The sequence below is a fragment of the Corynebacterium phocae genome (assembly GCF_008693075.1).
In the GTDB taxonomy this organism is placed as follows: Bacteria; Actinomycetota; Actinomycetes; order Mycobacteriales; family Mycobacteriaceae; genus Corynebacterium; species Corynebacterium phocae.
In genome coordinates, this window is record NZ_VXKJ01000003.1 from 23,246 (window position 1) to 46,388 (window position 23,143).

The following is a 23,143-nucleotide window of genomic DNA, read 5'->3' on the forward strand; positions in this document are numbered from 1 at the left end:
TTACCTCCGGACAAGGATTAAGCGTTGCGTGGAGCGGTTGTAGATATCTTCTGCTGAGAGAAGTGAAAAACGGGGCCTGTTAACCAGAGTTAATTCCCGGTTATTATTGGCTTGAAGACAGCGCAAATACTGGTTGCGTCAGTGGTCCCAATAATTCTGGGTAAACGTAGATAGTGCTATCCCAAGGATCCTCCCTAAAAGAATTATTGAGAGCGATCAGCTTGTGAGGCTTTCCTGATTCATCTGCCTGATAGCAGGCACCAATAGTGGCTCTGAAACCCTTTTCGCACATTATCTTGTTCCGGTTGCCGAAAGGGGAAAGAATACGGGGTGTATGTTGGTGGGGATCGTAGAACCTGGAATCGTCTGGAGTAATTGCCCTACCGGTGAAGTCTTCTAAATAAAAACTGCGCTTTTCATATTCACTGGCACCCTCCCCCGGATATTGTGGCCACCCATCTTGAGCGTGAGCAACGCTACCCGCCGAAACTACGCACAAAGCGACCGTAAGTAGTCCGGTTACTGATTTTTTCAATTTTGCCATAACTCCACTCCTTGATTTTTCGGTGTGCTGAAGGTGCTTACGGCTGTAATCTTAACAGCCCTCTGTAGACGCCTGCTCTGAACCTTTTCGGATTGCCTTGCATCGGATTCTGCTTGTTTTCTCCCACGCGCGACGCCGGGCTAAGAAGGTTGGATAAATCACCGTAGCGTATGAAACTACAACAATGGCGATGCTCATCAGCAGATCGCCCATGCGGACTTCATCGCTCTGCGGTAGATAGAATAAGACGGTAAAACCGTGCCACAGGGGTGCCCCGTCAACCACCTACGATGGTGAATGGTTGTCTTCCTCCCACGCGCTGAATCCGCCGCGCAAGGACACCACATCCGTAAAGCCGCGGGCGCGCAGCAAGTCCACCGCTTTGGCGGAGCGCACGCCGGTGGCGCAGTAGATAACGGCCGGCTCGTGCGGGGCAAGCGCGGGGGACTGGCCGGCCTGGATGTCCGCAAGCGGAAAGTGCTGGGAGCCGGGGATGAACCCTTCGGCGCGTTCGGTGGCGGTGCGCACGTCTATTACGCGGGCACCGGCGGGGATGGTGCGGACCTCCGGCGGTGCTGCGGGTTGGGTGGGCACCGCCCCGCCGGCGCGCAGTGGCACGTATTCCCACTTGCCGGTCAGTCCGTCCAAGTATCCCAGCTGGCCAATCAGCGGGGTGCCAACACCTGTGAGCAGCTTGAGGGTTTCTAGCGCCATGGCGGAGCCAACCGTGCCCACCACGGGGCCAAGGACGCCGGCCTGCGAACACGAGGGCACCGCGCCGGGCGCGGGCATATCCGGGAAGACGTCCTCATAGACCGGGCCGTGGCCGGAGTAGAAGACGGATAGCTGGGCATCAAAGCCCAGGATGGAGGCCCAGACATGGGGGATGTGAAGGCGGTGCGCGGCCCAGGAGCACAGGTAGCGGGAGTGGAGGTTATCGCTGCCGTCTACTAGGACGTCGGTGCCGGCAAGCTGCGCAAGCGCAGTATCCGGGGTGAGCCGGCCGCGCTTTTCCACGGCCACGGAGGGGTTGAGCGCGGCAATCGCATGTTGGGCGGAGGCGGCTTTGGGCGTGCCCACGGCGGCGTCGGCGTGGATTATCTGGCGGTGAAGGTTGGAGCGGGAAACCACGTCATCGTCGAAGATGCGCACGGTGCCCACCCCGGCCCCGGCCAGGTATAACAGCGCGGGCGAACCCAAGCCCCCGGCACCAATGACCGACACGGTGGCACGGGAGAGCCGGGCTTGCGCGGCGGGGCCGAAGAGCGCCTCTTGGCGTGCGTACCTAGTCAAGGCCCACCCAATTGACGTGGCCATCGGTGAAGATTTGTTCCTTCCAGATGGGGACCTCCGCCTTCACGCGGTCGGCTAAGGCCGCGGCGGCGGCAAAGGCGTGCGCCCGGTGCGCGGATGCCGCCAGGACCACGAACGCCAGCTCGCCCACGCACAGGTCCCCGGTGCGGTGCGCGCACCACAGGCGCACGTCCGGGTACCCGCCAGCCACGTCAGCGGCCACGCGTTCAATCTCAGCCTGCGCGGAAGGGTGCGCGGTGTAGGTCAGCAGTTCCACACCGCCGCGCCCGCCGTCGTGGTTGCGCACTACGCCGTCAAAGCGCACCACCGCGCCGTCCGCGGGCGTGGCGATATCTGGAACCGCGATGGGGTCCGCGGTGATGAAGGCATCAATGATCACGGTTGCCCTCCAATTGGTTTAACAGGTGCTCTAGCAGGGGCTCTAGCACCCGGCAGGCGTCCTTGGCTGCGCCGGTGGAGCCGGGAATGGCCCAACAGAAGGTGCGCCCGGCAATCCCTGCTACCGTCCGGGACAGCGCGGCTGTTGCCACTGCCGCCGATACCCCGTAAAATGCGTGCGCAACCCCCGGCAGCTCCAAATCCAGGTGCGGCGCCAACGCCTCCACGGAGCGGTCATCGGGAGTAATTCCCGTGCCGCCGGAAATGAGCAGGACGTCCGGGTGGGTGGATAGTGCGGTAGGGAGGGCATCGGCAAGCTGGGCATCAGGGAGGACCTGGCGGGTGACGTGAAGGCCGTGGGCGGAGAGGAACTCCTCGAGGATAGGGCCGGAACGGTCCTCATAGATACCCGCAGCTGCGCGCGTGGAGGCCACCAGAATTATTGCGGTGCGCTTTAGCACGGGAACACCTCCACCCGGTCGCCCGCCTGAAGCGTGGCCCCAGCCGGAATGCGGATGAGCGCCGTGGCCTCTAAGGCATGCGCCAGCAGGTGCGAGCCCGCGCCGGGCAGGACCTCTGCGTCGGCGGTCGCACGGGCAGTGTGGGTGAGCTGGCCGCGGCGGAACTGATCCCTTCCGGGAATGCCTGGGACACCGGCGGTCAGCCGCGCCATCTGCGGCGGGCGCGCTACCCCCAGCACCGGCGCGACGTAAAGGCGGAAACTCACCAAGGTGGACAGCGGGTTGCCCGGCAGGCAGAGGACCGGAACGCCTATAAACTGCGCCAAGCCCTGCGGGCCGCCGGGTTGTTGGGCAACGTGGCCAAACCAGCCATCGGTTAGGAGCTGGCGGATGACCTCAAACTTGCCCTGGGAAATGCCGCCGGAGGTCACAATCGCGTCCGGGCGGTGCCGGCGCACCGCGTGTTCCAAGTCCGCGCGGAGGGCCTCCGGGTCATCATTGGTGCGCACGTGCCCTGCGACCTCCAGGCCGTACTGCTTGGCGGCAGCCATGAGCAGCGGCGCGTTGGAGTCCGGGATCTTGGCCGCGCCCTGGCCTATCTCCGCGCCACCCGTGCACAGCAACAACCTGGCGGGCGCGTAGACCGCCACCTCCGTGACCCCCTGGGCGGCCAGCGTGCCAATGGCCGCCGGGTTCAGCCGCGTGCCCTCCGCCACGATGACCTGGCCCGCAGCCATATCCTCACCCCGGCGGCGGATGAACTGGCCCTGCGGGGCGGCCGGGACCTGGATTTCTTGGCCCTCTGCGCCAAAGTGCGGCGGGTGGCACCGCTCCACCGGCACGATTGTCACCGTGCCGGCCGGCACCTTCGCGCCGGTCATGATGGGCGTGGCCACCCCTTCGTGCAGGGGCTTAGGCTCCGTGCCGGCGGCCAGCGTTTGCCCCACCCGGAAAACCCCGCCCGCCGTGCTGTCCAGGGCGTAGCCGTCCATCTGCGAGTTATCAAAACGCGGAAGATCGAACTGCGCCGTGAGAGTGCTGGCCGCCACCAACCCGCCCGCCTCCGCCAGAGGGCGGGTGACCACCTGGGGCTTATCCACCTGGGCGCGGACGGCGTGGAGGTGTTGTTCGTAGGTACGCATGAGCTAGATCCTAACTGCTTGGCCTGGCATAGTGGGGGCCATGATTGAGGTTCACTATTTTGCCGCCGCCCGGCAGGCCGCCGGCGTGGCCTGCGAGCAGGTGCCGGCCACCGCCACGCTGGGCGAGCTGGTGCGCTACCTGGGCAACGCCCACGACGGTGCCACGGCCGCCGGCATGCACTTTCCGGAGGTGCTTGCGCGGTGCAGTTTCCTAGCCGACGGCGTGGCTGCCCACACCCAGGACTCCCTGGCCGGGGTTGCCCGCGTGGACGTCCTGCCGCCCTTTGCTGGGGGCTAAACGCAAGGCGGTTGTGTAGGTGGCTTCCGCCCTTCGCCGGGGGCTAAACCTGCAAACGTGCCAAAATTGAGGAGTTGCAAGGACAAAAAGCCGCCAGATTTGGCAGGTTTGCTTTAAATGTCTTTCAGCGGGTGGGTCAAGAAGTTCACCACGGAGGACACCACGCCGATGATGACCGCGCCAAAGATTGCCGGTAGGAACCCCTGGACGCTAAATTGCCCAATCCCAAAGGAGTTGAAGAAGGCCTCCACCACAAACAGCATGGCGGCGTTGATGACCAGGTTGAAAAGACCCAGCGTGAGACAAGTAATGGGGCCCAGAATAAACCGCACAATAGGGGCGACAAGCCAATTGACAAAAATGAAAATAGCCGCGGCAGAGACGAACGCGCCAAAGTGGCCCAAGTCATGCGGCTCTAAATCGATCCCCGGCACCAAGCTCACTACCGTCCACAGGGCCACGGATACCGCTAGCAGGTTGAGCAGGAAATTCCATACAATGCTCATGCGCCCACCTTGTTCCACGCGTTGATAAGTTTCTGGGTTTCTTCCGCCGTGGTGACGGTAACGCGGATGCCTTCGGGGAAGCTGCGGACCATCACGCCGTTGTTGCTGAGCTCAGTGGCCAGCTGGGCCGGCGCGCCGGGCAGCCACACGAAGTTGGCCTGGGAAGGCGCGGTTTTAAGCTCTTCGCTCACGATGCCCCTCTGCGCCACCGTTTCATCCGTTCTTGCGCGCAGCTCATCTTGGGCTTCTAACGCTGCTAAAGCACCGGCCTGGGCCAACGAGTTCACCGAGAAGGGCACCGCCACTTGGGCCATGGCCTCGATGATATTGGCCGGACCGAAGGCGTAGCCCACGCGCGCGCCGGCCAGGCCGTAGGCCTTGGAGAAGGTTCGCAGCCCCACCAGGTTGGGGTAGTGGCCGTGCAGCTGGGTGGCAATGGGGGTGTCTGGGGTGCGCACGTATTCGAAGTAGGCCTCATCGAGGGCTACCACCACATCCGTAGGCACGCGCTCCATGAACTGGGCAAACTCATCCTTGGTGACCACCGTGCCGGTGGGGTTATTGGGGTTACAGACAAACACCAAGCGGGTGTGCTCAGTGATGGCGTCCGCCATGGCGTCTAGGTCCAAGGCCTGGTCTTTCAGTGGGACCGGGCGCGGGGTGGCGCCGTGGATTTGCGCGAAGATGGGGTAGGCCTCAAAAGAGCGCCACGGGAAGACCACCTCATCACTCTTGTCGCACGTGGCCTGCACCAGCTGCTGGCACAGCGCCGAAGACCCGGTTCCCACGGTGACCTCCTCCACGGCAACACCCAGGTGCTTAGCCAGTGCCCCACGCAGCGCCGTGACCCCCATGTCCGGGTACCGGTTGGCGCCGCTGGCGGCGTCTGACATGGCCTCTACTGCAGCCGGTAGGGGTGGGAGTGAGGACTCATTAGATGAGAGTTTGAGCGCGTCCGGCATAGCCTTGCCAGGGACGTACTTGGGCAAAGAAGAAAGGTCGTGGCGAATCATGTGTCCATACTAGCGCCACCGAAAAGCCACCGTCTTTGCCACCGGTTTTGTATAGCTGCGCCACCCTCGGGTAGACTGCTTGCCAGGCCTTAGGGTCAAAAGGAGACGTGCCAGAGCGGCCGAATGGGGCTCCCTGCTAAGGAGTTGACTTGTTTGCGCAGGTCCGGAGGTTCAAATCCTCTCGTCTCCGCATAATACAAAATCCCTGGTCTTTTATGGCCAGGGATTTTGCTTTGCGTGTTGGGGTTAACCCCTAACCCTAGCCATCATCGCCGCCGGAGAAGATCACTAATGAAATTCTGCTACGCCGCCGTAGCCGCAATCATCGTTGCAGGAGGGCTCTTAGCTCTTGGCCCCAAGCACATTCAGCTCGGCTCTCCCTCCACCGGGGACATCGCACTGGCAGGGACTCTTGTCCGTGCCCACGAAACCGGGCAGCACAATCTCACCGCGTTTACTATCAACGGTAACCAGACAACCTTCGCCGGTCTAGGTAGCGATGAGAACACCGAAGTTGAGATCGGCTCAGTGACCAAGGTGTTCACCGCAGAACTTCTTCACCAGGAAGTCGAGAGGGGTAACTTGCAGGTAGATACCACGGTGGGTGAGCTAATCGAGGTGGGCGACACACCGCTTTCCTCAGTTACACTCGGTGAACTCATGGACCATACCTCCGGACTACCCCGCCTAGCTAATGCCAACCCTTTCGCTGGGGTGACCAGTGTTTTAACAGCAGCTAATCCGTATGAGAATGAGACGGCGGAAGATATTGTTCGGGCAGCTACACAGTCCAATCTCAAAGGCCGCGGGGAACATTCCTATTCCAACTTGGGCTACGCTCTTCTAGGCTATTTGCTGGAGCAATACACGGGAACACCGTATGCAGAGCTTGTTCAGGAACGCATTTTCTCTCCCGCCAAGATGACCAGCACATACGTCATGACTCCAGGCTCTGTGCCTGCCGATGCACCCCGTGGACGCACCGTTCGCGGTATGCCTGCCGATCCCTGGGAAATGGTAGGCTCCGCCCCTGCTGGTGCCATCCGTTCGACGGCGCACGATATGTCTAAATTTGCACGCTGGATAATGGACAACGGAGATTTTTCCTACGGCTGGCTGACTAATTCAGTCGAAGACGGCGGGGGTTACTGGCACAACGGCGGTACCTACGGTTATTCCACAATGCTGATAATCGACCCCGCTAAGAGACAGGCTGTCTTTGTTAACAATGACACCGCTGTGGGTACCGAAGCCCTGGCACGGGCTTTAAAAAAGGAGCTGCAATAATGCCCGATTTGTCGTTAGTACTGGTCATAGCATTCACCGTTATTACCGTGTGGACTGCGTGGAGTTCATACCGGTCTTCGCAGAGCGCCGTGAAGCAGCTTTTCAACCTGGCAGTAACATTCCTAGTCAATGCGTTTCTTGGGGTAGTAACCCCCTGGTACGCCTCGGTGCCAATCATGTGGTGGTATTTGCTTGTCGCAGCCACCGCAGCATACGCAGCGACGACGACCTTCAGTCTGACACGTCGGCGGGAAACTCCCAACCCATAAAGGACGGCAAGGCACAATCCCGTTACTTGTACGTAGGAGGTCGCGTACATCCCATTCGAGAAATTCCACATTTCCATCCCAATGTGCTTAGCCGAAGTGCTTGGCAGTCCCGGCGTGAATTTCCAGGCTCGGGGTTTAGGCCGGAAGGGTGGGGTCTTGCGGGAAGAGTTTGGGTCCGGCCCAGCGCACAGCGTAGACCAGTGCGACTAGAACGGGTACCTCTATAAGCGGGCCAATAGTCCCGGCCAAGGCCTGGCCGGAGCTGGCACCAAAGGTGCCGATAGCCACGGCGATGGCCAGCTCGAAGTTGTTGCCGGCGGCGGTAAAAGCTACGGAGGCGGACCGGGCGTAGCTCATCTTCGCGGCGCGGGAGGCAAATAGACCGGCTGCGAACATAATTGGGAAATAAAGGAACAGCGGAAGTGCCACCTGGCCAACCTCTAGCGGGCGGGCTGTTATCTCATCGCCCTGCAGGGCGAAAAGCAGCACGATGGTGTAGAGCAAGCCTCCCAGCGCTAGCGGGGAGATGGCCGGAAGAAATCTGCCCTCGTACCAAGCGCGGCCTTTAGTGGCCTCACCCGCAACGCGGGAGATAACGCCGGCTAAAAGCGGGATACCCAGGAATACCAGGACCGAGCCCACGATGGACCAGAAAGAAAACTCCGCAGAGGTGGTAGAAAGCCCCAGCCAGGAGGGGAGCACCTGGAGGTAGAACCAGCCTAGGATGCCAAACATGAATACCTGGAAGATGGAGTTAATGGCCACCAGTACGGCGGTGGCCTCCCGGTCGCCGCAGGAAAGGTCCGACCAAACTAACACCATGGCAATACAGCGGGCAAGCCCCACGATGATGACGCCGGTGCGCAGCTCTGGCTGGTCCGCCAGGAAAACCCACGCCAGGACGAACATTAGCAGCGGGCCCGCCACCCAGTTGAGGATAATGGTGAGCTTCATCAGCGTCTTGTCTGTGGTGAGCTTACGGGCCTTGTCATAGCGGACCTTTGCTAGCGGCGGGTACATCATCACCAGAAGCCCCAAGGCGATGGGAATGGAGATGGTTCCCACGGAGGCGGATTCTAGCGCGCTACCAAGCTGTGGCCAGAGCTTGGAAAGAGCCAGCCCTAGCGCCATGGCTAATAAAATCCAGAGGGGGAGGAAGCGGTCGAGAAGCGATAAACGGGGCATGAGGAACTTTCCGGTTGGCAATGAACGCCTTGAACTCTACCCGCCGGGGTTACCCGCCACACGGGGAGAAACCGGGGCGGGGGTCTGCGGAGGGGGCGGGCGAACGCCTGCTGTTCACTTGATCCGTCAAAAGCGGTAGCTACTGCGGTTAGCAACCCTGTTGAAGCCACTGCCCAAAATGTGGTTTTCACCACGTCAGTATTAGTGCTGCCTGGCGCGGTGTTTCGGGGTTTTAAACGGTGAACAGGACGTTTCCTTGACGTGAACATCGCAGGGTTGTTGATTAACCCCGATAGGGGGGAATATTGAGGGGTAAACGGGGATGGTTGTGACTGGTCTGCAATGTGTTAATCGTCTAAGGTTTTATATATATGCGGTGACGCGCATAACATTCGGGCTTAAAACGGGCTCGGGTAACACTTTATCTCTCGAGAAGTAAAGGAAGCGGCTATGACAACTCCGCAGACGCAAGTCTCAACCGCCCACGCGGCAAGTGGAGAGGATAGCGCCACCGCTCGTCGCGAATGGCGCCGGATGGCCATCGGCATCATTGCCGGCTTGGCTCTTGCTGCACTTGTGTGGCTGATTTTCCCCGCTGACGCCGTGGACACGGTCATGCAATCCCCGGGTGTCAAAGAGGACACTGAATACTCACACGCGGCGTTGCGTACCGTAGCCGCCGTTACCGTGCTCATGGGTGTGTGGTGGATGACTGAGGCCATCCCACTCCCGGCCACCGCACTGCTGCCCATCGCCATCTTCCCGCTCGCGGGTGTGGCCACCATCAAAGACGTAACCGCCCCATATGCCTCCGCCACCATCTTCCTGTTCATGGGCGGCTTCCTGATTGCGCTGGCTCTGCAGCGCTGGAACCTACACCGCCGCATGGCGTTGTTTGTGGTCAAGATTGTGGGCGTTTCCCCCAAGCGCCTCATCCTGGGTTTCATGCTGGCTACCGGCTTCCTGTCCATGTGGGTATCCAACACCGCCACCGCCGTAGTCATGCTTCCCATTGGTATGTCCGTTCTGGCCCTTACTGCCGATGTCGTCGGTGGGCACCGCAACCAAAAGAAGTTCGCCACTGCACTCATGCTGGGCATTGCATACTCCGCTTCCATCGGCTCCCTGGGCACTTTGATTGGCACCCCTCCAAATGCCTTGCTGTCCGGCTACATGAAAGAAGCCCACAACATTGACCTGGGCTTTGCGCGCTGGATGATGGTGGGCATGCCACTGGCTGTCATCTTCCTGTTCATTGCCTGGTTTGTACTAATTACGGTATTCAAGCCGGAGATGGACACCATCCCTGGCGGCAAAGAGCTCATTGATGAAGAACTTCGCGCCATGGGTCCTTGGACCGGCCCGCAGATTTCCACCGGTGTTATTTTCCTTTTGGCCGCGCTTTCCTGGGTGGCCGTTCCGCTGCTGATTGACAAAGAGGCGTGGAACTACAACGACGCCATTGTGGGTATCATCGCTGGCCTGCTGCTGTTTCTCATCCCAGCGGATTTCAAGAAGGGTACCCGCCTCCTGGACTGGGATACCGCCAGTGAGCTCCCCTGGGACGTGCTATTGCTCTTTGGTGGCGGCCTGTCACTATCGGCTATGTTCAACGCTTCTGGTCTGTCGCTGTGGATCGGTGAAGTTGCCAAGGGTCTAGGTGTGCTGCCCATCTTCTTGCTCATCGGTGCCGTGGCTCTGATGGTGTTGTTCCTGACGGAAATTACCTCCAATACCGCCACCGCTGCGACCTTCCTGCCAATCATGGGCGGCGTTGCCGTGGGCATTGGCCTTACCGAAAACTCCGAAGCCAACGTCCTAATCCTCACCATCCCAGTCGCACTGGCTGCTACCTGCGCGTTCATGCTGCCGGTGGCAACCCCGCCAAACGCCATCGCTTATGGTTCCGGCTACGTCAAGATTGGCGACATGATCAAGGGTGGCGTAGGTCTGAACCTGATTGGTTCCGTGTTGATTACCTTGACCGTGTACTTCCTGGCCATTCCGGTGTTTGCGTTAGTGTTCTAGCGCCTCACCGGCCGGCAGATTTCGCCAGGATAAAGGCGGCAAAAACCGCATTTATCCTGGCGATTTGTTACTTAATCTAAAGCTGCGTATAGTTATACAGCGTTGCAAGGCAAGCCAATTGGCCGCCAAGTAATGGTTAGCGCCCGTAGCTCAACGGATAGAGCATCTGACTACGGATCAGAAGGTTGGGGGTTCGAATCCCTCCGGGCGCACAATATTGCCCCCTCCTCGCGGAGGGGGTATTTGCTTGCCCAGGCTCGGGGTGCGCCACCCCGCTGGGCAGCGGAAAGACCCCGCGAGGACGGGGTCTGAGGCCTGGGAGGCTGGGCTGCTAGAGCTGCTAGAGTCGCAGCACCGCCTGGGAGGCCGGACTGCCTGCGCCGCAGCACCGCTAGAGCCGCAGCACCGCCCGGGAGAGGCCGGACTGCCTGGGAGTCCGGGCTGCCCGCGCCGCAGCACCGCTAGATCCGCAGCACCGCCTGGGCGTCTAAGTCATAAACAGCGCGAAGCAGAGTATCTGCGCGAAGACAATCTTCATCACCATGGACATGGGGTAGACCGTGGTGTAACCAATCGACGGCAGTTCGTTATCCGTGTGGTCTTCCACGTAGGCAAAGAGTCCGGGCTGGTTCTGCAGGCCGGCTAGGAGCCCCACAGTCTCACCGTAGGTGAATCCGAATACCTTGTAACCAAGCAGTATGGTGGAGACGGACAGCGCGAAGACCGTGGTCAAAGAGGCGGCGATGATTTTCAGGCTGTTCGGGTCTGACAGGGCCTCGCCAAAGCCGGCACCAGCGGTGGTACCAATCCCGGCCAGGAAGATGGCAATACCAAACTGCCTGATGGTGTGGTTGGCGCCGTAGGGCATCTGCCACACAATCGGGCCTGTGCGCCCCAGGAATCCCAAAACCACGCCGGCTAGCAGCGGGCCACCGCCAAAACCGAGCTTGATGGTGGCGTCACCGTAGAGAGGGACCTCAATCATGCCAATGAGCGTGCCAATCACTAGACCTAGAGCCAGGGGGATCAGGTTGACATCAGAGATTCGGCGGTAGGAGTCGCCAAAGATTTCCGTTGCGCGCTGGATGTTGCCGCGAGTGGTGACCACGCGCACGCGGTCGCCCAGGCGCAGAATGGTGTCCGGCTTGGCCACAAAGTCTTTATCGCCACGGCGTACCTGGGCCACGAGCGCCCCTTCCATCTGCGGGCGCAGATCGCGCAAGGGTTTGCCCACCATGTTGGGTGAAGAGACTACTACCCGGCGGTAATCCAGCTTGCCGTCGCGCGTGGGAAGGCCTTCGAGCATACCGCCCACTAGGGACTCGACTTTTTCCAGTTCGCTTTCCTTGCCCACAATGGTCACTACGTCGCCAACCTCAACCGTGCGGTCGCTTTCTGCAACGGCTAGCTTTTCCTTGTCTTCTATGCGGGAGACAATGATGTCCAGGTTGAACGCTTCTGGCCACTGGTTGACTGCGGGCAGCCCGGCTTTTTCAACCTGAAAGCGGCGGACCAGCAGTGGGGTGGAGGCCACGCCGGCCTCACGCTCTTCCTTCTTGTGGTCAATCTTGAAAATCTTGGAAAATACCGCCACGTTGAGGATGACTATCAGCACGCCGAAGGGGTAGGACAGGGAGTAGGCCACCACGGGAAGCGCCAGGGACTCCTTGTCGTCCGGTCCCACGTAGGTAGGCAAGGCGTCCACGATGGAGGCCATGGCGGCGGTATTCGTTCCGGAGCCGGCAAACATGCCGGCACCGGAGGCACTATCAATGCCCAGGAACTTGGTGGCCGCGAAGGCCATGCCCACCATAATGATGATGGTGAACAGCCCTAGCCCGTTGAGCTTGGGGCCAATAGTCTTCATGGAGGCGAAGAAGGTGGGGCCGGCTTCCAGTCCGATGGTGTAGACAAAGAGCGCCAGGCCCAGGATATAAAGCAGCGGGGGAAGGGAGATTGCTGGTTCTAAGGCGGAAAAACCTAGACCCACAAAGAGGACGGCTGCCACGCCCAGGCGAAAGCCGCCAATGCTGATTTGGCCTAGTAAGAGGCCCACCACCATGATGACGGCTAGCGCCAGTAATTGATTTTCCACTAGTAGTTGCATAGTTCTCATCGTGGCACGGCAAGTGGGTTTATTCAAGGCCACTAATGTCCGATCGGACAGAAACAAAAGGGCCGGAAAGCCTACTTTTAGCACCAGTTATTGTCCGAATTCGGCGTCTGGATACCCACGAAAGGAGAGGTTCCCGCTGACCGTATCCAGTCGTGGAGAAAGTTAGGTTCGCGGAGGGGGTAATTTTGGTGGTGGGAGGGCAATCCCCGAGTGTGACTAAGTGATCACTAAATATGGGTTTTTCTTAATTCTTGGAGGAGGTTGTTCACGCACACCCGGCAACCGGAGCGGGGCCTAAAATACCTCAATCCGCCCGCCCATGGACTCAGCCTGGCGGAGTTGGTCTACCCAGCCGTGGCCTCCCAGGCTGAGCCGGAGTACGGGCCGGGAGGAGATCTTCACCGGGCTCACTGACTCGCGGCGGGCCCCCGTGCGGGCCTCTAGGCGGGTGCGGGCGGCAAAGCCGGCATCGGCAAGCTTGGCAATGGAAGGCTCAGGAGCGGCAAGGTTGTCCCGGGCGTGCTCAAGCACCCCCATAAATTCATCAATGGCCTTCACCACGGCGGCGGAGTTCGTCTCACACATCTGCCGCACTAACTCCGGGCGGGTGCCTGCTACGCGGGTGGCGTCTTTGAAAGAGCCGGCCGCCAAGGACTGGGAAAGAATACCGCCGCGGTCACCGGTTACCGCCAGGGCTTCCGCGATAACGTGGGGCAGGTGGGACACGCGCGCTACCGCCTCATCGTGCTTTTTCACCCGCACCGGCATGGCCTCAGCTTTTACCATGCTGATGAGCTTGACCACATCAGTAAACAACTCCGTCCAGCAACGCTCAACGCGCTCAGATTCCGCCGCGTAATCATAGGTCACGGCCCAAGCCGCGCCCCGGAAAAGGCCGGTATGGGAGGCGTCCCAACCAGAATGGGCGGTACCTGCCATGGGGTGCCCGCCCACGTAGCGCGACTCCATGCCGTGAGCCAGCACGGCCTTGTACACGGGAGCCTTGACTGAGACCACGTCCGTGATTCCGCAGGAAGGTGCGTGCGCGGCCACTTCATCAAGTACCTCAAACACGGCACTAAACGGCACCGCGATAACAATGAGCGCCTGCTCCCGCTCCGCCCGCTGAAGAACCTCCGGCAGATCATTGGACACGTCATAGCCCTGCTTTACCGCGCGCCGAGTTCCGGAGGTGGAACGGTTGTAGCCGAATACAGGGTGTTTCAGGCCTGCGAGGTCGCGCAACAAAGAACCGCCGATGAGGCCAAGACCAATAATGCACACGGGACGGGAGACGTTAAAAGGATTCACATGACAATTGTGACACAACAAAGATAAACTCACGTGGTATGAGCAATGATGGTGGAAACTCTTTCGCGGTAACCGTGTCCCAGAACGAGGGCATTTGGCAGGTTCGCCAGTTCGAAGACGGCTTTGAAAATATTTCCGTCTCTGTCCGTGCGGTCCGCGCCCTGCGCAGCGAAGGCGCGGCTTTTGCGCTGTTGTGCGTTGAGGATGAGTACTTTGTTATCGTCAGGCCCAAGCCCGGCGGTCAATACATGTTTATCTCTGATGCCACCTATGCCATTGACGATGACTATGCGGCGGACTGGCTCGACGAGACGGACCTGGACTTCCCGGAGGCAGAAGATGCCGATGACGCCGAGCCTTACGCAGACGGTGACTTCAACATCCTGGCAGACCTAGGCTTGAGCGAAGATCAGCTGGCTGCCCTCGTGGCTAATGAGGAAGACTACCCCACCGACATCTTGCTGCGTATTGCCGGTGAGCTGGGCTTTGGTGATGAGCTCGAAGACGCCATTGACCAAGACTGAAGGGCTGCGCGTTGCGGAAGCACGTATGCGCCGCGCGCTGGAGGTAGCCGGCCACACGCCGGAAGGTGATGTGCCGGTGGGGGCAGTGATTTTCGATGCCGCCGGTCAGGAGCTGGCCACCGGAGTCAACCGCCGTGAGCAGCTGCAAGACCCCCTGGCGCATGCCGAGGTTGAGGCCATCCGCGCCGCGGTGAAGGTCCACGGGGACTCCTGGCGTCTGAGCGGCTGCGAGTTGGTGGTCACGCTGGAGCCTTGCGCGATGTGCGCGGGGGCGGCGGTGGCGGCCCGCGTGGGCTCCATTGTGTTCGGCGCGTGGGAACCCAAGACGGGGGCGTGCGGCTCTTTGGTTGATGTCCCCCGAGCCCCCGGTGCCCTGCACGTTCCGCAGGTGCGTGGGGGCGTATTGGCAGGAAGTTCTAAGCATATGTTGCAGACATTCTTCACGAAACTTAGGTAGGGTGGCTTCCATGAGTGAAATTAAAAACAAAGGCGAAGAGCTTCTAGGCTCCGCAAAGGAAACCGCAGGCGACGTAACTGGTAACAAGTCCTTGGAGAACGAAGGCAAAGCTGATCAGGCTACTGCCAAGATCAAGGACGCTGCTAATGACGTCAAGGAAAAGGCTGAAGAAGTTGTTGGAAACGTCATGGACGCTGTCAACGACAAGCTGAACAAGAACTAGCTGATTTTGTGCCGGCGCTAGCGCTGGCCTAAGCTATTACGCGGTGGCGTGTCCGAGCGGCCGAAGGTGCTCGCCTCGAAAGCGAGTGTTGGGTAACCCCCAACCGCGGGTTCAAATCCCGCCGCCACCGCCAAGTCAAGGTCCTACCCTGGGAATCCAGGGTGGGACCTTTTCGCTTCGCTACCCGTTCGCGCCGCCGGCAGTCACCGCTCGGGTACAGGCCCCTGACCCTTCCGCGCCGCCCCCGCTCTTTCCAGAGTTGGGCAAGAAAAATTCCCCAAAAGCAGAAGGTGCTTTCGGGGAATTATCGCTATCTAAGCTCCGGTTATAGCTAGGTGCTTAGCGGAACTGAGCCTTTAGCGGAACTGAGCCCCTAGCGGAGCTGAGCCCTTAGCGGAACTGAGCCAGGAAGTGCATAATTTGGGCCTGGATGGAGTTGAAGTTGAGGAAGACGTGGCCGGCAAGGCCCAGCAATCCAAGAACACCGGCTACGATTCCGACGATGGCCCCAGTGCCTAGTCCACCGGTTTGGCCAGGCTTTGGTGTCTCGGATGGCTCGCTGGGCGCGGGCACCTCTGGCTTGCTTTCTACGGCTACGGTCACGGCCGCGGTGGCCTTGGAACCACGCTCGTTGGTGGCCACGGCGCGGAACTTGGCACCGTTATCCGCCTTTTCCACGGTCTTGGTGAAGGTGGTACCGGAAGCGCCTTCTACGGCTACCCAGTTGCCGTCAACTTCCTTCTCCCAGGTAACTGCGGGCTCCGGCGTGCCGGTGACGGTTACCGAAAGCTTCAGTTCCTCGCCTTCCATGATGGATACGGCTCCGGAAATGGGGCTGATATCAGGGCGGACAGTTGCCGCCGGGCGCTCGGTATTCTCGCGGACGGGGAGCTTGCCATCTTTAACCCCGCTCAGGTATTTCTTCAGGTCCTCGCTGAGGCCGGAGACGTCTTCAACCAGGTTGTTTTCCGCGTGAATTTTTTCCAGCCGAACGATTGCGAGGCCGTTTGGCTTCGCGGCAATCGTTTCCAACGGGCTGAGATCGGAGATGTAGTTATCGCGTACGTCCAGGGTTTCCAGGCCACGGATTGCCAGCTGCTCTACGCTATCTAGCTGGTTGTTCCGCAGATCAATCTTCTTGAGGTAAGTGTATTTGCTCAGGATATCGGCTTCGCGGATCCGGTTATTGGCGGCCTGTACCTCGTTCAAATCATAGTCATCATTGGGTGACTCATTAGGATCTGGTAGGCCGGTGAGGCTATCCAGGTCATTGTCGTTGACCTCCAAGGAGGTCAGTGCCTTGAGGGAGAAGAGGTGCTCGATAGTCTCCAGCTGGGCGTTGTTGGCCCGCAGCGTCTGCAGCTTGGGCTGGTAGCCCAGGCCGCTGAGCGTCTTCAGAGGGTTGCTGGAGACGTCTAGCTCGATGAGGTTTTCTAGCTGCTGGAGTGGAGATAGATCGCTAATCTCCTGCTGGCTGATGTTCAGGCGCGCCAGGCGCGGCGCGAAGGCCAGGGCGGAGATATCTTTTACTTTTCCATTGCCGTTTTTGCCCTCCCCAATGCAGAACAACCGGGTGAGCTTGTGCATGTCTTTGTTGGTCAGGGGCTCTTTGGAGTCCTCGAGGTCAAGCTCCCAGCGCACGCACTCTTCCAGGCGGGGGTCAATGCTGATGGGCTTTTCCAGGAGGCTGGGGTCTTCTTCGTAGTAGGAGTTAGGGCGCAGGGAGCCGTAGCGTTCGGGGAAGAGCTTCCAGAGGATTGGCTCTGGATTATCAGTTTCTGAATCTGCAATCTTGGCGGTCAGGACGATGGGCTCGCGGGATTCGCCTTCGTAGAATCCCACCAGCTTATCTGCGAAAGCGGTGTTTACGGGCTTGAAGGAGGTTACACGGAGGTAGCCGTCCACAATTTCGGCCTTCAAGTCGGTGAGGTCCAGCAGCGGTCCGCGCTCATTAACCGCGACGCCGGGCTTCTTCAAGGTTCCCACTGAATTGCCGTCAACTACAAGCTTTTTGTTAACAAAGTCGATGGTGGGGTTGGACAGGGTGACGTTGAGGATCCCGCCGTGGTGAACCCAGTTGACGGAGCCGTCTAGCTTTAGTTCCGTGAGGTTGTCCAGGTCAATCTCTTGGTTTTTCTGCACTGGCCACAGTAGGTAGTGGTTATGTGGGTCTAGCTCAACTCCACCGGTGCGGGTTTCCTGGTGCTCGCCCACGTAGAGGCGGAAGGAGTGCACCCAGTCCATGTTGGCGGTGCCCTTTTCTAGGGTGACCTTCTTATCAGCAATGGTCTCAGCGCCTTCGACTTTCACGCCGGTGCCGGTGGCAGCTGCGGTGTTTCCGGCGGCTGGTGCCGGGGAATCCTCAGCGGCAAACGCTGGGGTGGTTCCCACTGTGGTGAAGGTTAGCGCCGTGGCGGTTAGACCAGCCAAAAGACGGCGGGTGAATATGGTCATAGAGATTCCTTTCTAGGACGAATTGAAAATCTGGAGAACAAATCCGGCCGGGATTGCTGCCAAAAGACTTGGAACAAGCATCATGTTAGCCAAGCCAAACCTTAGTGGACAACTTCCCGCTATCATCCCTTAACAAGGCCGTTTTTAAACAGGTAAAGCGTCGGGAAGCGGGGGCCTGCAAACCCGGATATCCCCCGTTGGGCTTCAGCGTGGACTGGCAGCGGGCATTCTTGACGGCCGGCGCCCGCAACGGTGCAGATAGTTCCCAGTGCCCGCCAAGAAATCCGCCAGTGGGCCGCTTCAGGAGCCCGGTTGAACGGGTGTAGTGGCTCGCCTGGGATAGACTGTGGGGCGTTAACACCGCTTGATGGAGGAACCCCGTGGCAAAGTTACTGTACAAGTTGGGCAGATGGTCCTTCCTTAACCGCTGGAAGGTCATTGTTGCGTGGATAATCATCGTGGGCGCTACTGCGGGCGCGTCCGCGGCCCTGATGAAGCCCATGACCTCTGAGTACGCCATTGACGGCACCCCGGCCATTGACGCCACGCGCCGCGCGGTGGAGCTGTTCCCAGAGTCCGGAAACCCAGCTGATTCCCCCACGGTGAACCTGGTGTTTAAGGCCCCGGACGGCCAGAAGCTATCAGATCCCGCCAACTTTGACGCCGTCCAGGCGGTAGTGGATCACATCGCGGCCAACTTGGAGTATTCCGGCCAGCGCTTTGGCAACCCGCTGGTGGTGTCCCCGGAGCTGCAGAAGGAGGTCATCCGCCGGTTTACGGAGATGGGTCTGCCGGAAGAAACTGCCCGCGTTGACGCCGCGAACTTGGCCATGGTCAACGCGGAGGAAACCATCGCGTACACCTCCTTTGATTTTGACGCGCCCAGCCCCTACCAGGTGGAGCCCGCAGATAAGGCCGTGGTTCACCAGGCCATGGATATTGGCCGCGAAAAGGGCTTGACGGTGGAAGCCGGCGGGGCCGGTTTTGGCGATGACATCGAGGTCAACTCCACCTCGGAGGCCGTGGGCCTGTCCGTGGCTTTCATCGTGCTGATTATCACCTTTGGCTCCCTGATTTCGGCGGGCATGCCGCTGATTTCCGCGGTCATCGGCGTCGGTTTGGGCGCTATGGGCGTGACCATTGCCACGCATTGGATGGAGCTTAATGACCTCACGCCGGTGCTGGCCGTGATGATTGGCTTGGCCGTGGGCATTGACTACGCGCTGTTTATCATGTCGCGTTACCGCCAGGAACGCGCGCGCATGTCCGGCCCCGATGCCGCCGGTATGGCCGCCGGGACCGCCGGCTCTTCCGTAGTCTTTGCCGGCGCGACGGTGTTTGTGGCGCTGTTTGCGCTGGTCATCGCCAAGATTGGCTTCCTGACAGCCATGGGCATGGCCGCGGCCGGCACGGTGCTGATGTCCGTGCTGGTGGCGCTCACGCTGATTCCGGCACTGCTGGGCCTGGCGGGGGACAAGGCCTTCGCCTGGCGGATCCCGTGGGTGGCGGGCAACCGCAAGCGCGGGCGGCGCGGCAAGCCGGGGCCTACCATGGGAAAGCGGTGGGTGCGCTTTGTGCAGCGTTTCCCGGCGCTGGTCATGGCCGTGGTGGTGCTCTCCCTGGGCGCGTTGAGCTACCCGGTGCTTAACATGCAGCTTTCCCTGCCGGCGGATACCAGTTCCAACCCGGACACCACGCAGCGCAAGGCCGCGGACTTGCTATCAGAGGGATTTGGCCCCGGGATTAACGGCCCGTTCCTGGTGATTGTCAACGGCGCTGAGGCCAATCCGGACGCCCCGGCACTGGCACCGCTGGTTGCCGCGCAGCAGGAAGGCACGCAGGAGGACAAGGCCGCTTTGGGTTCCTTTATGTACGCCACGCAGAAGCTCAACCAGGTGGGCGGGGTCAAGCACGCGCAGTTGGTGGGCGTGTCCAAAGATAATAAGGCTGCGCAGGTGCTGGTCACCCCCACCACTGCGCCCACGGATAAGGCCACGGTGGGTACCGCCACGGCGCTGCGCACCGTGAATGCCGAAATCGCCGATGCCACCGGCGCGGAAGTTGGCATGACCGGCCTGACCGCAGTCCAGCTAGACATCACCGAGCGCCTAGAAGCCGCCATGGGGCCGTACCTGGCCGTGGTGGTGGGCCTGGCGATTGTGCTGCTGCTGATTGTATTCCGGTCCATCATGGTTCCCGTGGTGGCCGGCCTGGGCTTCCTGCTGTCGGTGGGCGCGGCCTTCGGCATGACCGTGTTGGTCTGGCAGATGGGCTTTACCGGCCTGGTGCCAGCGCCTGGTCCGCTGATTTCTTTCATGCCCATCTTCCTTATCGGCGTGACCTTTGGCCTGGCCATGGACTATGAGGTATTCCTGGTCACCCGCATGCGGGAGCACTTCCTGCGCCACCCGGCGGGCACCGACCCGCGTATCACTCCCGTGGAGGACTCCGTTATCGAGGGCTTTACCCACGCCGCCCGCGTGGTCACCGCCGCTGCCATCATCATGATTTCCGTCTTCGTGGCCTTTATCAACCAGCCGCTGCCGTTCATCCAAATCTTTGGCTTCGCGCTGGCCTGCGGGATCGTGTTTGACGCCTTCTTTGTCCGCATGGCGCTGGTGCCCGCCACCATGTTCCTGATGGGCCGGGCCACCTGGTGGATGCCACGCTGGCTGGACAAAATCCTCCCCACCATCGACGTAGAAGGCACCGCGCTGGAAGAGGAATGGGAAGCCCGCAACCGGGGCAACTACAATAGCGAGCATGAACCAACCCCTGCTTGATACTGACCTGTCCTTCACCCAAGGCACCGCACTGAGCGAAGAACTAGGCGAAGGCCCCGGCAAGCACGGCCGCACCGGCACCATCCACACTCCGCACGGGGACATCCAGACCCCGGCGTTTATCCCCGTGGCCACCAAGGCCACGGTGAAAACGCTCACCCCGGAGCAGATCCGCATGACCGGCGCGCAGGCCATTTTGTCCAACGCTTACCACCTCTACCTGCAGCCGGGCCACGACGTGGTGGACGCCGCCGGGGGAGTGGCCGCTTTTGAGAACTGGCACGGGCCCACCTACACCGACTCCGGCGGGTTCCAGGTCATGTCCCTGGGCGTGGGTTTCAAGAAAGTGCTGGCCATGGATGCTTCGGAGCTGAGCGAAAAGGACATCCGCGCGGCCAAGAAGGAGCGCATGGCGCTAGTGGATGAAGACGGCGTGGACTTCCGCTCCATCATCGACGGCTCCAAGCACCGCTTCACCCCGGAGGTGTCCATGCAGATCCAGCACGGCCTGGGCGCGGACATCCTCTTCGCCTTCGACGAGCTGACCACCCTGGTGGACACCCGCCAGTACCAGGAGGAATCCGTGGCGCGCACGCACCGCTGGGCCAAGCGCTGCCTGGATGAGCACCACCGGCAGACCCTCGCGCGCGCCGGCAAGCCCCGCCAATCCCTGTGGGGCGTTATCCAGGGCGCGCAGTACGAGGACCTGCGCCGCCAGGCCACCCGCGGCCTCGTGGAGCTATCCAACCAGGCGGAAGCAGAAGGCCGGCGCGGCTTTGGCGGCTTTGGTATTGGCGGCGCGCTGGAAAAGGAGAACCTGGGCACCATCGTGGGCTGGGTCTGCGACGAGCTGCCCAAGGAAAAGCCCCGCCACCTGCTGGGTATTTCCGAGCCCGACGACCTGTTCACCGCCGTGGCGGCCGGCGCGGACACCTTCGACTGCGTGGCACCCACCCGCCTGGCGCGTCGCGGCGGGGTCTACACCCTGGACGGCCGTATGACGCTTACCAACGCCCGCTTCAAGCGCGACTTCGCCGGCGTGGATGAGGAGTTTGGCGGCTACGTCTCCAACAACTACTCCCGCGCCTACCTCCACCACCTGCTCAAAGCCAAGGAATTCCTGGCCGGCACGCTGTGCACCATCCACAACCTGGAGTTCATGGTGCGTCTGGTTGACAACATCCGCGCCTCCATCGAGGGTGGCTACTTCTCCGAGTACCGCGATGAGTTCATGGGCCGCTACTACGCGGGCAAGAAATAACCACCGGTTGGGGTTGCCCCGGAACTGGCAGTGATTAGCGTACCGCCACCTGCGCGTGGCAGTGCTCCGTCGGCCCGGTGCGTGGACGGGCGGCAACTCGAGGTAGACTACCCACAGCTGTGTGGGAGCCCTTGCGTATGTTCTAACCTGGGAACACTGCGAGGTTTCGGAAGGTCTGGGACGATCGGAAGGGGAGGACTTACACAGCTTATATTTGTATTCTTGTATGGAGGTTATGCCTGTGGGAGGAAACTCGGACGACATTGCTGCGTTGAAGCAGAGGATCGACTATCTGTCTGCACAAGTAGAGCGTCTGGTTGAGCTGCAATCCTCCTATCCATCACCAATGACAACTTTTCGAAAATCAGCGATGTTAGCAGCCTTGACTTTCGAGCAAGAGGCCTTAGCCCGCAAGTTGTTAGGGGCGGTTCATGCTTTTAACAATGGTGAAAAGGTTGACATCAACCAAGGCCTGCTTCCTTTTCATGAGGAGACCGTAGGCTTGTTTAACAAGTATGCTGATAGGGGAGAGATCAACTCCGAAGAGGTGAAGGACATGCTAAAAACATTTATTCCGGGCGGTGATGGTGCGGCCCAACGCTTACTCGAGGCGTGGGAAATAGTTCAGTCCCAAACTTCAACTAAGTGACGGCGAACTGTATTGAGGAGATGTACAACAGGAAGCGTAGGCACTCAGTGATTGGCATGACAACCCCGGCGGCCTTCGAGAGAAAAATCGAAACTACCACCGAAACCGGCTCGCAAGCCGCTTAGAACCCTGTCCGGGATTTGGGGGCAACCCCAACGCTGCACGCGCAAAATTAGCTGGCGCTTGACAATCTGAAAATCTCCCGGTTTGCGGGCAACCCCAAGGGGATAGTTCACATAGTTGATGATAGCGACTCCCTCTTCAGGGGAGACTGAGGCTATTTCACAGTGATCTGAATGTCGGTTCTTCCTGATGGCGGCACTTCGATCTTTACTTCACCTTTCATTTTCACGTCGAGGCAGTGGACGGTGATTGACTGCTTCCCGGGATAAACACCGGTCTCAAACTTGCCAGCAGAATCCGTCATAATAGCGTTCTCTTCAAACCTATTAGTCGAATTGACTGAACAGTTCTCTACAGGCCTGTCAGCACTGTCATGAACAACTCCACTGAGCGAAACGTGTTCCATTTCATCGTTTGCGGAAGAACACCCGACTAGTCCGACCACAATGACTATAAAAAGACCGATACCCTTCACAGATCGCATGACGCACCTACTTAATCTTCATAATGATCTCGTATAAACTCTTCGTGATTCGCGTAGCGCCGTTTCTTGCGTCTGTACAGTAGTCCTTTCCTGCTCTCCCAACTCCGTATGCGTGTATGGCGATCGCTTGGTTGGTGCTCGGCTCATACACAGGTGATCCACTCTGCCCACCAGTAGTGTCAATAGAATAACAGAGCTGATTTGGCTTGGAATATTCGATTTTTCCTGACATTCTGAAGTGGCCTTTGGTTTGTTCCTAGCAATTTACCTTGGTTTCCATTATTTCAGGAAGCTGGTTTTGGCTGCAATATTCGGCCTCAACTTCCAGTGGAG

General features: G+C 59.9%; 21 protein-coding genes and 3 tRNA genes. 12 read left to right on the top strand and 12 right to left on the bottom strand.

Annotation, left to right across the window (positions count from 1 at the left end):
- Positions 1-103 precede the first annotated feature (103 nt).
- From F4V58_RS00280 to F4V58_RS00300, 5 genes are all read right to left on the bottom strand, one after another.
- Positions 104-544, bottom strand: a complete 441-nt coding sequence (locus F4V58_RS00280) for a hypothetical protein (RefSeq protein WP_150385640.1) — start codon at positions 542-544, stop codon at positions 104-106.
- A gap of 285 nt (positions 545-829) precedes the next feature.
- Positions 830-1,861, bottom strand: a complete 1,032-nt coding sequence (locus F4V58_RS00285) for a ThiF family adenylyltransferase (protein WP_075732372.1) — start codon at positions 1,859-1,861, stop codon at positions 830-832.
- On the bottom strand, positions 1,830-2,237 hold the full coding sequence (locus F4V58_RS00290; protein ID WP_075732374.1) for a molybdenum cofactor biosynthesis protein MoaE: 408 nt from the start codon (positions 2,235-2,237) through the stop codon (positions 1,830-1,832). The genes F4V58_RS00285 and F4V58_RS00290 overlap by 32 nt, the downstream gene beginning before the upstream one ends.
- Complete coding sequence (locus F4V58_RS00295) at positions 2,227-2,697, bottom strand: MogA/MoaB family molybdenum cofactor biosynthesis protein (RefSeq protein WP_075732376.1); 471 nt, start codon at positions 2,695-2,697, stop codon at positions 2,227-2,229. Before F4V58_RS00295 ends, F4V58_RS00290 begins: the two co-directional genes overlap by 11 nt.
- Complete coding sequence (locus tag F4V58_RS00300) at positions 2,691-3,839, bottom strand: molybdopterin molybdotransferase MoeA (protein ID WP_075732378.1); 1,149 nt, start codon at positions 3,837-3,839, stop codon at positions 2,691-2,693. Before F4V58_RS00300 ends, F4V58_RS00295 begins: the two co-directional genes overlap by 7 nt.
- 40 nt (positions 3,840-3,879) lie before the next feature.
- On the opposite strand from F4V58_RS00300, the gene F4V58_RS00305 reads away from it, so the two are divergent.
- A complete protein-coding gene (locus F4V58_RS00305; RefSeq protein ID WP_075732380.1) occupies positions 3,880-4,137 on the top strand; it encodes a MoaD/ThiS family protein in 258 nt (85 codons plus the stop codon).
- Positions 4,138-4,250: 113 nt separating this feature from the next.
- Here the strand turns inward: F4V58_RS00305 and F4V58_RS00310 are convergent, their stop codons facing one another.
- Together F4V58_RS00310 and hisC are read right to left on the bottom strand one after the other, a co-directional pair.
- Positions 4,251-4,643: a phage holin family protein gene (locus tag F4V58_RS00310; protein WP_075732382.1), complete on the bottom strand. Its 393-nt coding sequence runs from the start codon at positions 4,641-4,643 to the stop codon at positions 4,251-4,253.
- The gene (gene hisC / locus F4V58_RS00315; protein ID WP_075732384.1) at positions 4,640-5,656 is read right to left on the bottom strand and encodes a histidinol-phosphate transaminase; all 1,017 of its coding nucleotides are present in this window, start codon (positions 5,654-5,656) and stop codon (positions 4,640-4,642) included. The genes F4V58_RS00310 and hisC overlap by 4 nt, the downstream gene beginning before the upstream one ends.
- Before the next feature lie 101 nt (positions 5,657-5,757).
- On the opposite strand from hisC, the gene F4V58_RS00320 reads away from it, so the two are divergent.
- Positions 5,758-5,846, top strand: a tRNA-Ser gene (locus tag F4V58_RS00320).
- Between the two features lie 101 nt (positions 5,847-5,947).
- Positions 5,948-6,943 (top strand): serine hydrolase domain-containing protein, encoded by a 996-nt coding sequence (locus F4V58_RS00325; RefSeq protein ID WP_075732386.1) that lies wholly within the window; start codon positions 5,948-5,950, stop codon positions 6,941-6,943.
- A gap of 404 nt (positions 6,944-7,347) precedes the next feature.
- Here F4V58_RS00325 and arsB read toward each other — a convergent pair whose 3' ends face one another.
- Entirely contained in the window at positions 7,348-8,397 is a 1,050-nt protein-coding gene (arsB, locus tag F4V58_RS00330) for an ACR3 family arsenite efflux transporter (RefSeq protein WP_075732390.1), read from the bottom strand.
- Between the two features lie 450 nt (positions 8,398-8,847).
- On the opposite strand from arsB, the gene F4V58_RS00335 reads away from it, so the two are divergent.
- Both F4V58_RS00335 and F4V58_RS00340 read left to right on the top strand, forming a co-directional pair.
- Complete coding sequence (locus tag F4V58_RS00335) at positions 8,848-10,425, top strand: SLC13 family permease (RefSeq protein WP_075732392.1); 1,578 nt, start codon at positions 8,848-8,850, stop codon at positions 10,423-10,425.
- A gap of 139 nt (positions 10,426-10,564) precedes the next feature.
- Positions 10,565-10,637: transfer RNA gene (locus F4V58_RS00340), tRNA-Arg, on the top strand.
- 275 nt (positions 10,638-10,912) lie between these two features.
- Here F4V58_RS00340 and F4V58_RS00345 read toward each other — a convergent pair.
- A complete protein-coding gene (locus tag F4V58_RS00345; RefSeq protein ID WP_075732394.1) occupies positions 10,913-12,532 on the bottom strand; it encodes an aspartate:alanine exchanger family transporter in 1,620 nt (539 codons plus the stop codon).
- Between the two features lie 303 nt (positions 12,533-12,835).
- Positions 12,836-13,852, bottom strand: a complete 1,017-nt coding sequence (locus F4V58_RS00350) for a prephenate dehydrogenase (protein WP_075732396.1) — start codon at positions 13,850-13,852, stop codon at positions 12,836-12,838.
- Positions 13,853-13,890: 38 nt separating this feature from the next.
- Between F4V58_RS00350 and F4V58_RS00355 the strand changes: the two genes are divergently transcribed.
- From F4V58_RS00355 to F4V58_RS00370, 4 genes are all read left to right on the top strand, one after another.
- Positions 13,891-14,376, top strand: a complete 486-nt coding sequence (locus tag F4V58_RS00355; RefSeq protein WP_075732398.1) for a tRNA adenosine deaminase-associated protein — start codon at positions 13,891-13,893, stop codon at positions 14,374-14,376.
- A 25-nt stretch (positions 14,377-14,401) separates the two neighbouring features.
- On the top strand, positions 14,402-14,833 hold the full coding sequence (locus tag F4V58_RS00360) for a nucleoside deaminase (RefSeq protein WP_075732400.1): 432 nt from the start codon (positions 14,402-14,404) through the stop codon (positions 14,831-14,833).
- A 10-nt stretch (positions 14,834-14,843) separates the two neighbouring features.
- Positions 14,844-15,056 carry a CsbD family protein gene (locus tag F4V58_RS00365; RefSeq protein ID WP_075736306.1) on the top strand — a complete coding sequence of 71 codons (213 nt, stop codon included), beginning with the start codon at positions 14,844-14,846 and terminating at the stop codon, positions 15,054-15,056.
- Between the two features lie 42 nt (positions 15,057-15,098).
- Positions 15,099-15,189 (top strand) — tRNA-Ser (locus F4V58_RS00370).
- Positions 15,190-15,446: 257 nt separating this feature from the next.
- On the opposite strand, the gene F4V58_RS00375 is transcribed toward F4V58_RS00370, so the two are convergent.
- Positions 15,447-17,510 carry an HtaA domain-containing protein gene (locus F4V58_RS00375; RefSeq protein ID WP_075732402.1) on the bottom strand — a complete coding sequence of 688 codons (2,064 nt, stop codon included), beginning with the start codon at positions 17,508-17,510 and terminating at the stop codon, positions 15,447-15,449.
- A 380-nt stretch (positions 17,511-17,890) separates the two neighbouring features.
- Here F4V58_RS00375 and F4V58_RS00380 point away from each other — a divergent pair, with 380 nt between their 5' ends.
- The 3 genes from F4V58_RS00380 to F4V58_RS00390 all read left to right on the top strand — a co-directional run bounded on the left by F4V58_RS00380 (position 17,891) and on the right by F4V58_RS00390 (position 22,203).
- Positions 17,891-20,293, top strand: coding sequence for an MMPL family transporter (locus tag F4V58_RS00380; protein WP_075732405.1), 2,403 nt, complete (start codon positions 17,891-17,893; stop codon positions 20,291-20,293).
- On the top strand, positions 20,274-21,554 hold the full coding sequence (gene tgt, locus F4V58_RS00385) for a tRNA guanosine(34) transglycosylase Tgt (protein WP_075732407.1): 1,281 nt from the start codon (positions 20,274-20,276) through the stop codon (positions 21,552-21,554). Before F4V58_RS00380 ends, tgt begins: the two co-directional genes overlap by 20 nt.
- A gap of 226 nt (positions 21,555-21,780) precedes the next feature.
- Complete coding sequence (locus F4V58_RS00390; protein ID WP_075732409.1) at positions 21,781-22,203, top strand: hypothetical protein; 423 nt, start codon at positions 21,781-21,783, stop codon at positions 22,201-22,203.
- 277 nt (positions 22,204-22,480) lie between these two features.
- Here F4V58_RS00390 and F4V58_RS00395 read toward each other — a convergent pair whose 3' ends face one another.
- On the bottom strand, positions 22,481-22,810 hold the full coding sequence (locus F4V58_RS00395; RefSeq protein WP_075732411.1) for a carboxypeptidase-like regulatory domain-containing protein: 330 nt from the start codon (positions 22,808-22,810) through the stop codon (positions 22,481-22,483).
- Between the last annotated feature and the right edge of the window lie 333 nt (positions 22,811-23,143).

Coding starts and splice junctions, on each gene's coding strand:
- F4V58_RS00280 (WP_150385640.1), bottom strand. CDS start 544: ATGGCAAAATTGAAAAAATCAGTAACCGGACTACTTACGGTCGCTTTG.
- F4V58_RS00285 (WP_075732372.1), bottom strand. CDS start 1,861: ATGGCCACGTCAATTGGGTGGGCCTTGACTAGGTACGCACGCCAAGAG.
- F4V58_RS00300 (WP_075732378.1), bottom strand. CDS start 3,839: ATGCGTACCTACGAACAACACCTCCACGCCGTCCGCGCCCAGGTGGAT.
- F4V58_RS00305 (WP_075732380.1), top strand. CDS start 3,880: ATGATTGAGGTTCACTATTTTGCCGCCGCCCGGCAGGCCGCCGGCGTG.
- F4V58_RS00310 (WP_075732382.1), bottom strand. CDS start 4,643: ATGAGCATTGTATGGAATTTCCTGCTCAACCTGCTAGCGGTATCCGTG.
- hisC (WP_075732384.1), bottom strand. CDS start 5,656: ATGATTCGCCACGACCTTTCTTCTTTGCCCAAGTACGTCCCTGGCAAG.
- F4V58_RS00325 (WP_075732386.1), top strand. CDS start 5,948: ATGAAATTCTGCTACGCCGCCGTAGCCGCAATCATCGTTGCAGGAGGG.
- arsB (WP_075732390.1), bottom strand. CDS start 8,397: ATGCCCCGTTTATCGCTTCTCGACCGCTTCCTCCCCCTCTGGATTTTA.
- F4V58_RS00335 (WP_075732392.1), top strand. CDS start 8,848: ATGACAACTCCGCAGACGCAAGTCTCAACCGCCCACGCGGCAAGTGGA.
- F4V58_RS00345 (WP_075732394.1), bottom strand. CDS start 12,532: ATGCAACTACTAGTGGAAAATCAATTACTGGCGCTAGCCGTCATCATG.
- F4V58_RS00355 (WP_075732398.1), top strand. CDS start 13,891: ATGAGCAATGATGGTGGAAACTCTTTCGCGGTAACCGTGTCCCAGAAC.
- F4V58_RS00360 (WP_075732400.1), top strand. CDS start 14,402: ATGCGCCGCGCGCTGGAGGTAGCCGGCCACACGCCGGAAGGTGATGTG.
- F4V58_RS00365 (WP_075736306.1), top strand. CDS start 14,844: ATGAGTGAAATTAAAAACAAAGGCGAAGAGCTTCTAGGCTCCGCAAAG.
- F4V58_RS00375 (WP_075732402.1), bottom strand. CDS start 17,510: ATGACCATATTCACCCGCCGTCTTTTGGCTGGTCTAACCGCCACGGCG.
- tgt (WP_075732407.1), top strand. CDS start 20,274: ATGAACCAACCCCTGCTTGATACTGACCTGTCCTTCACCCAAGGCACC.
- F4V58_RS00390 (WP_075732409.1), top strand. CDS start 21,781: ATGGAGGTTATGCCTGTGGGAGGAAACTCGGACGACATTGCTGCGTTG.
- F4V58_RS00395 (WP_075732411.1), bottom strand. CDS start 22,810: ATGCGATCTGTGAAGGGTATCGGTCTTTTTATAGTCATTGTGGTCGGA.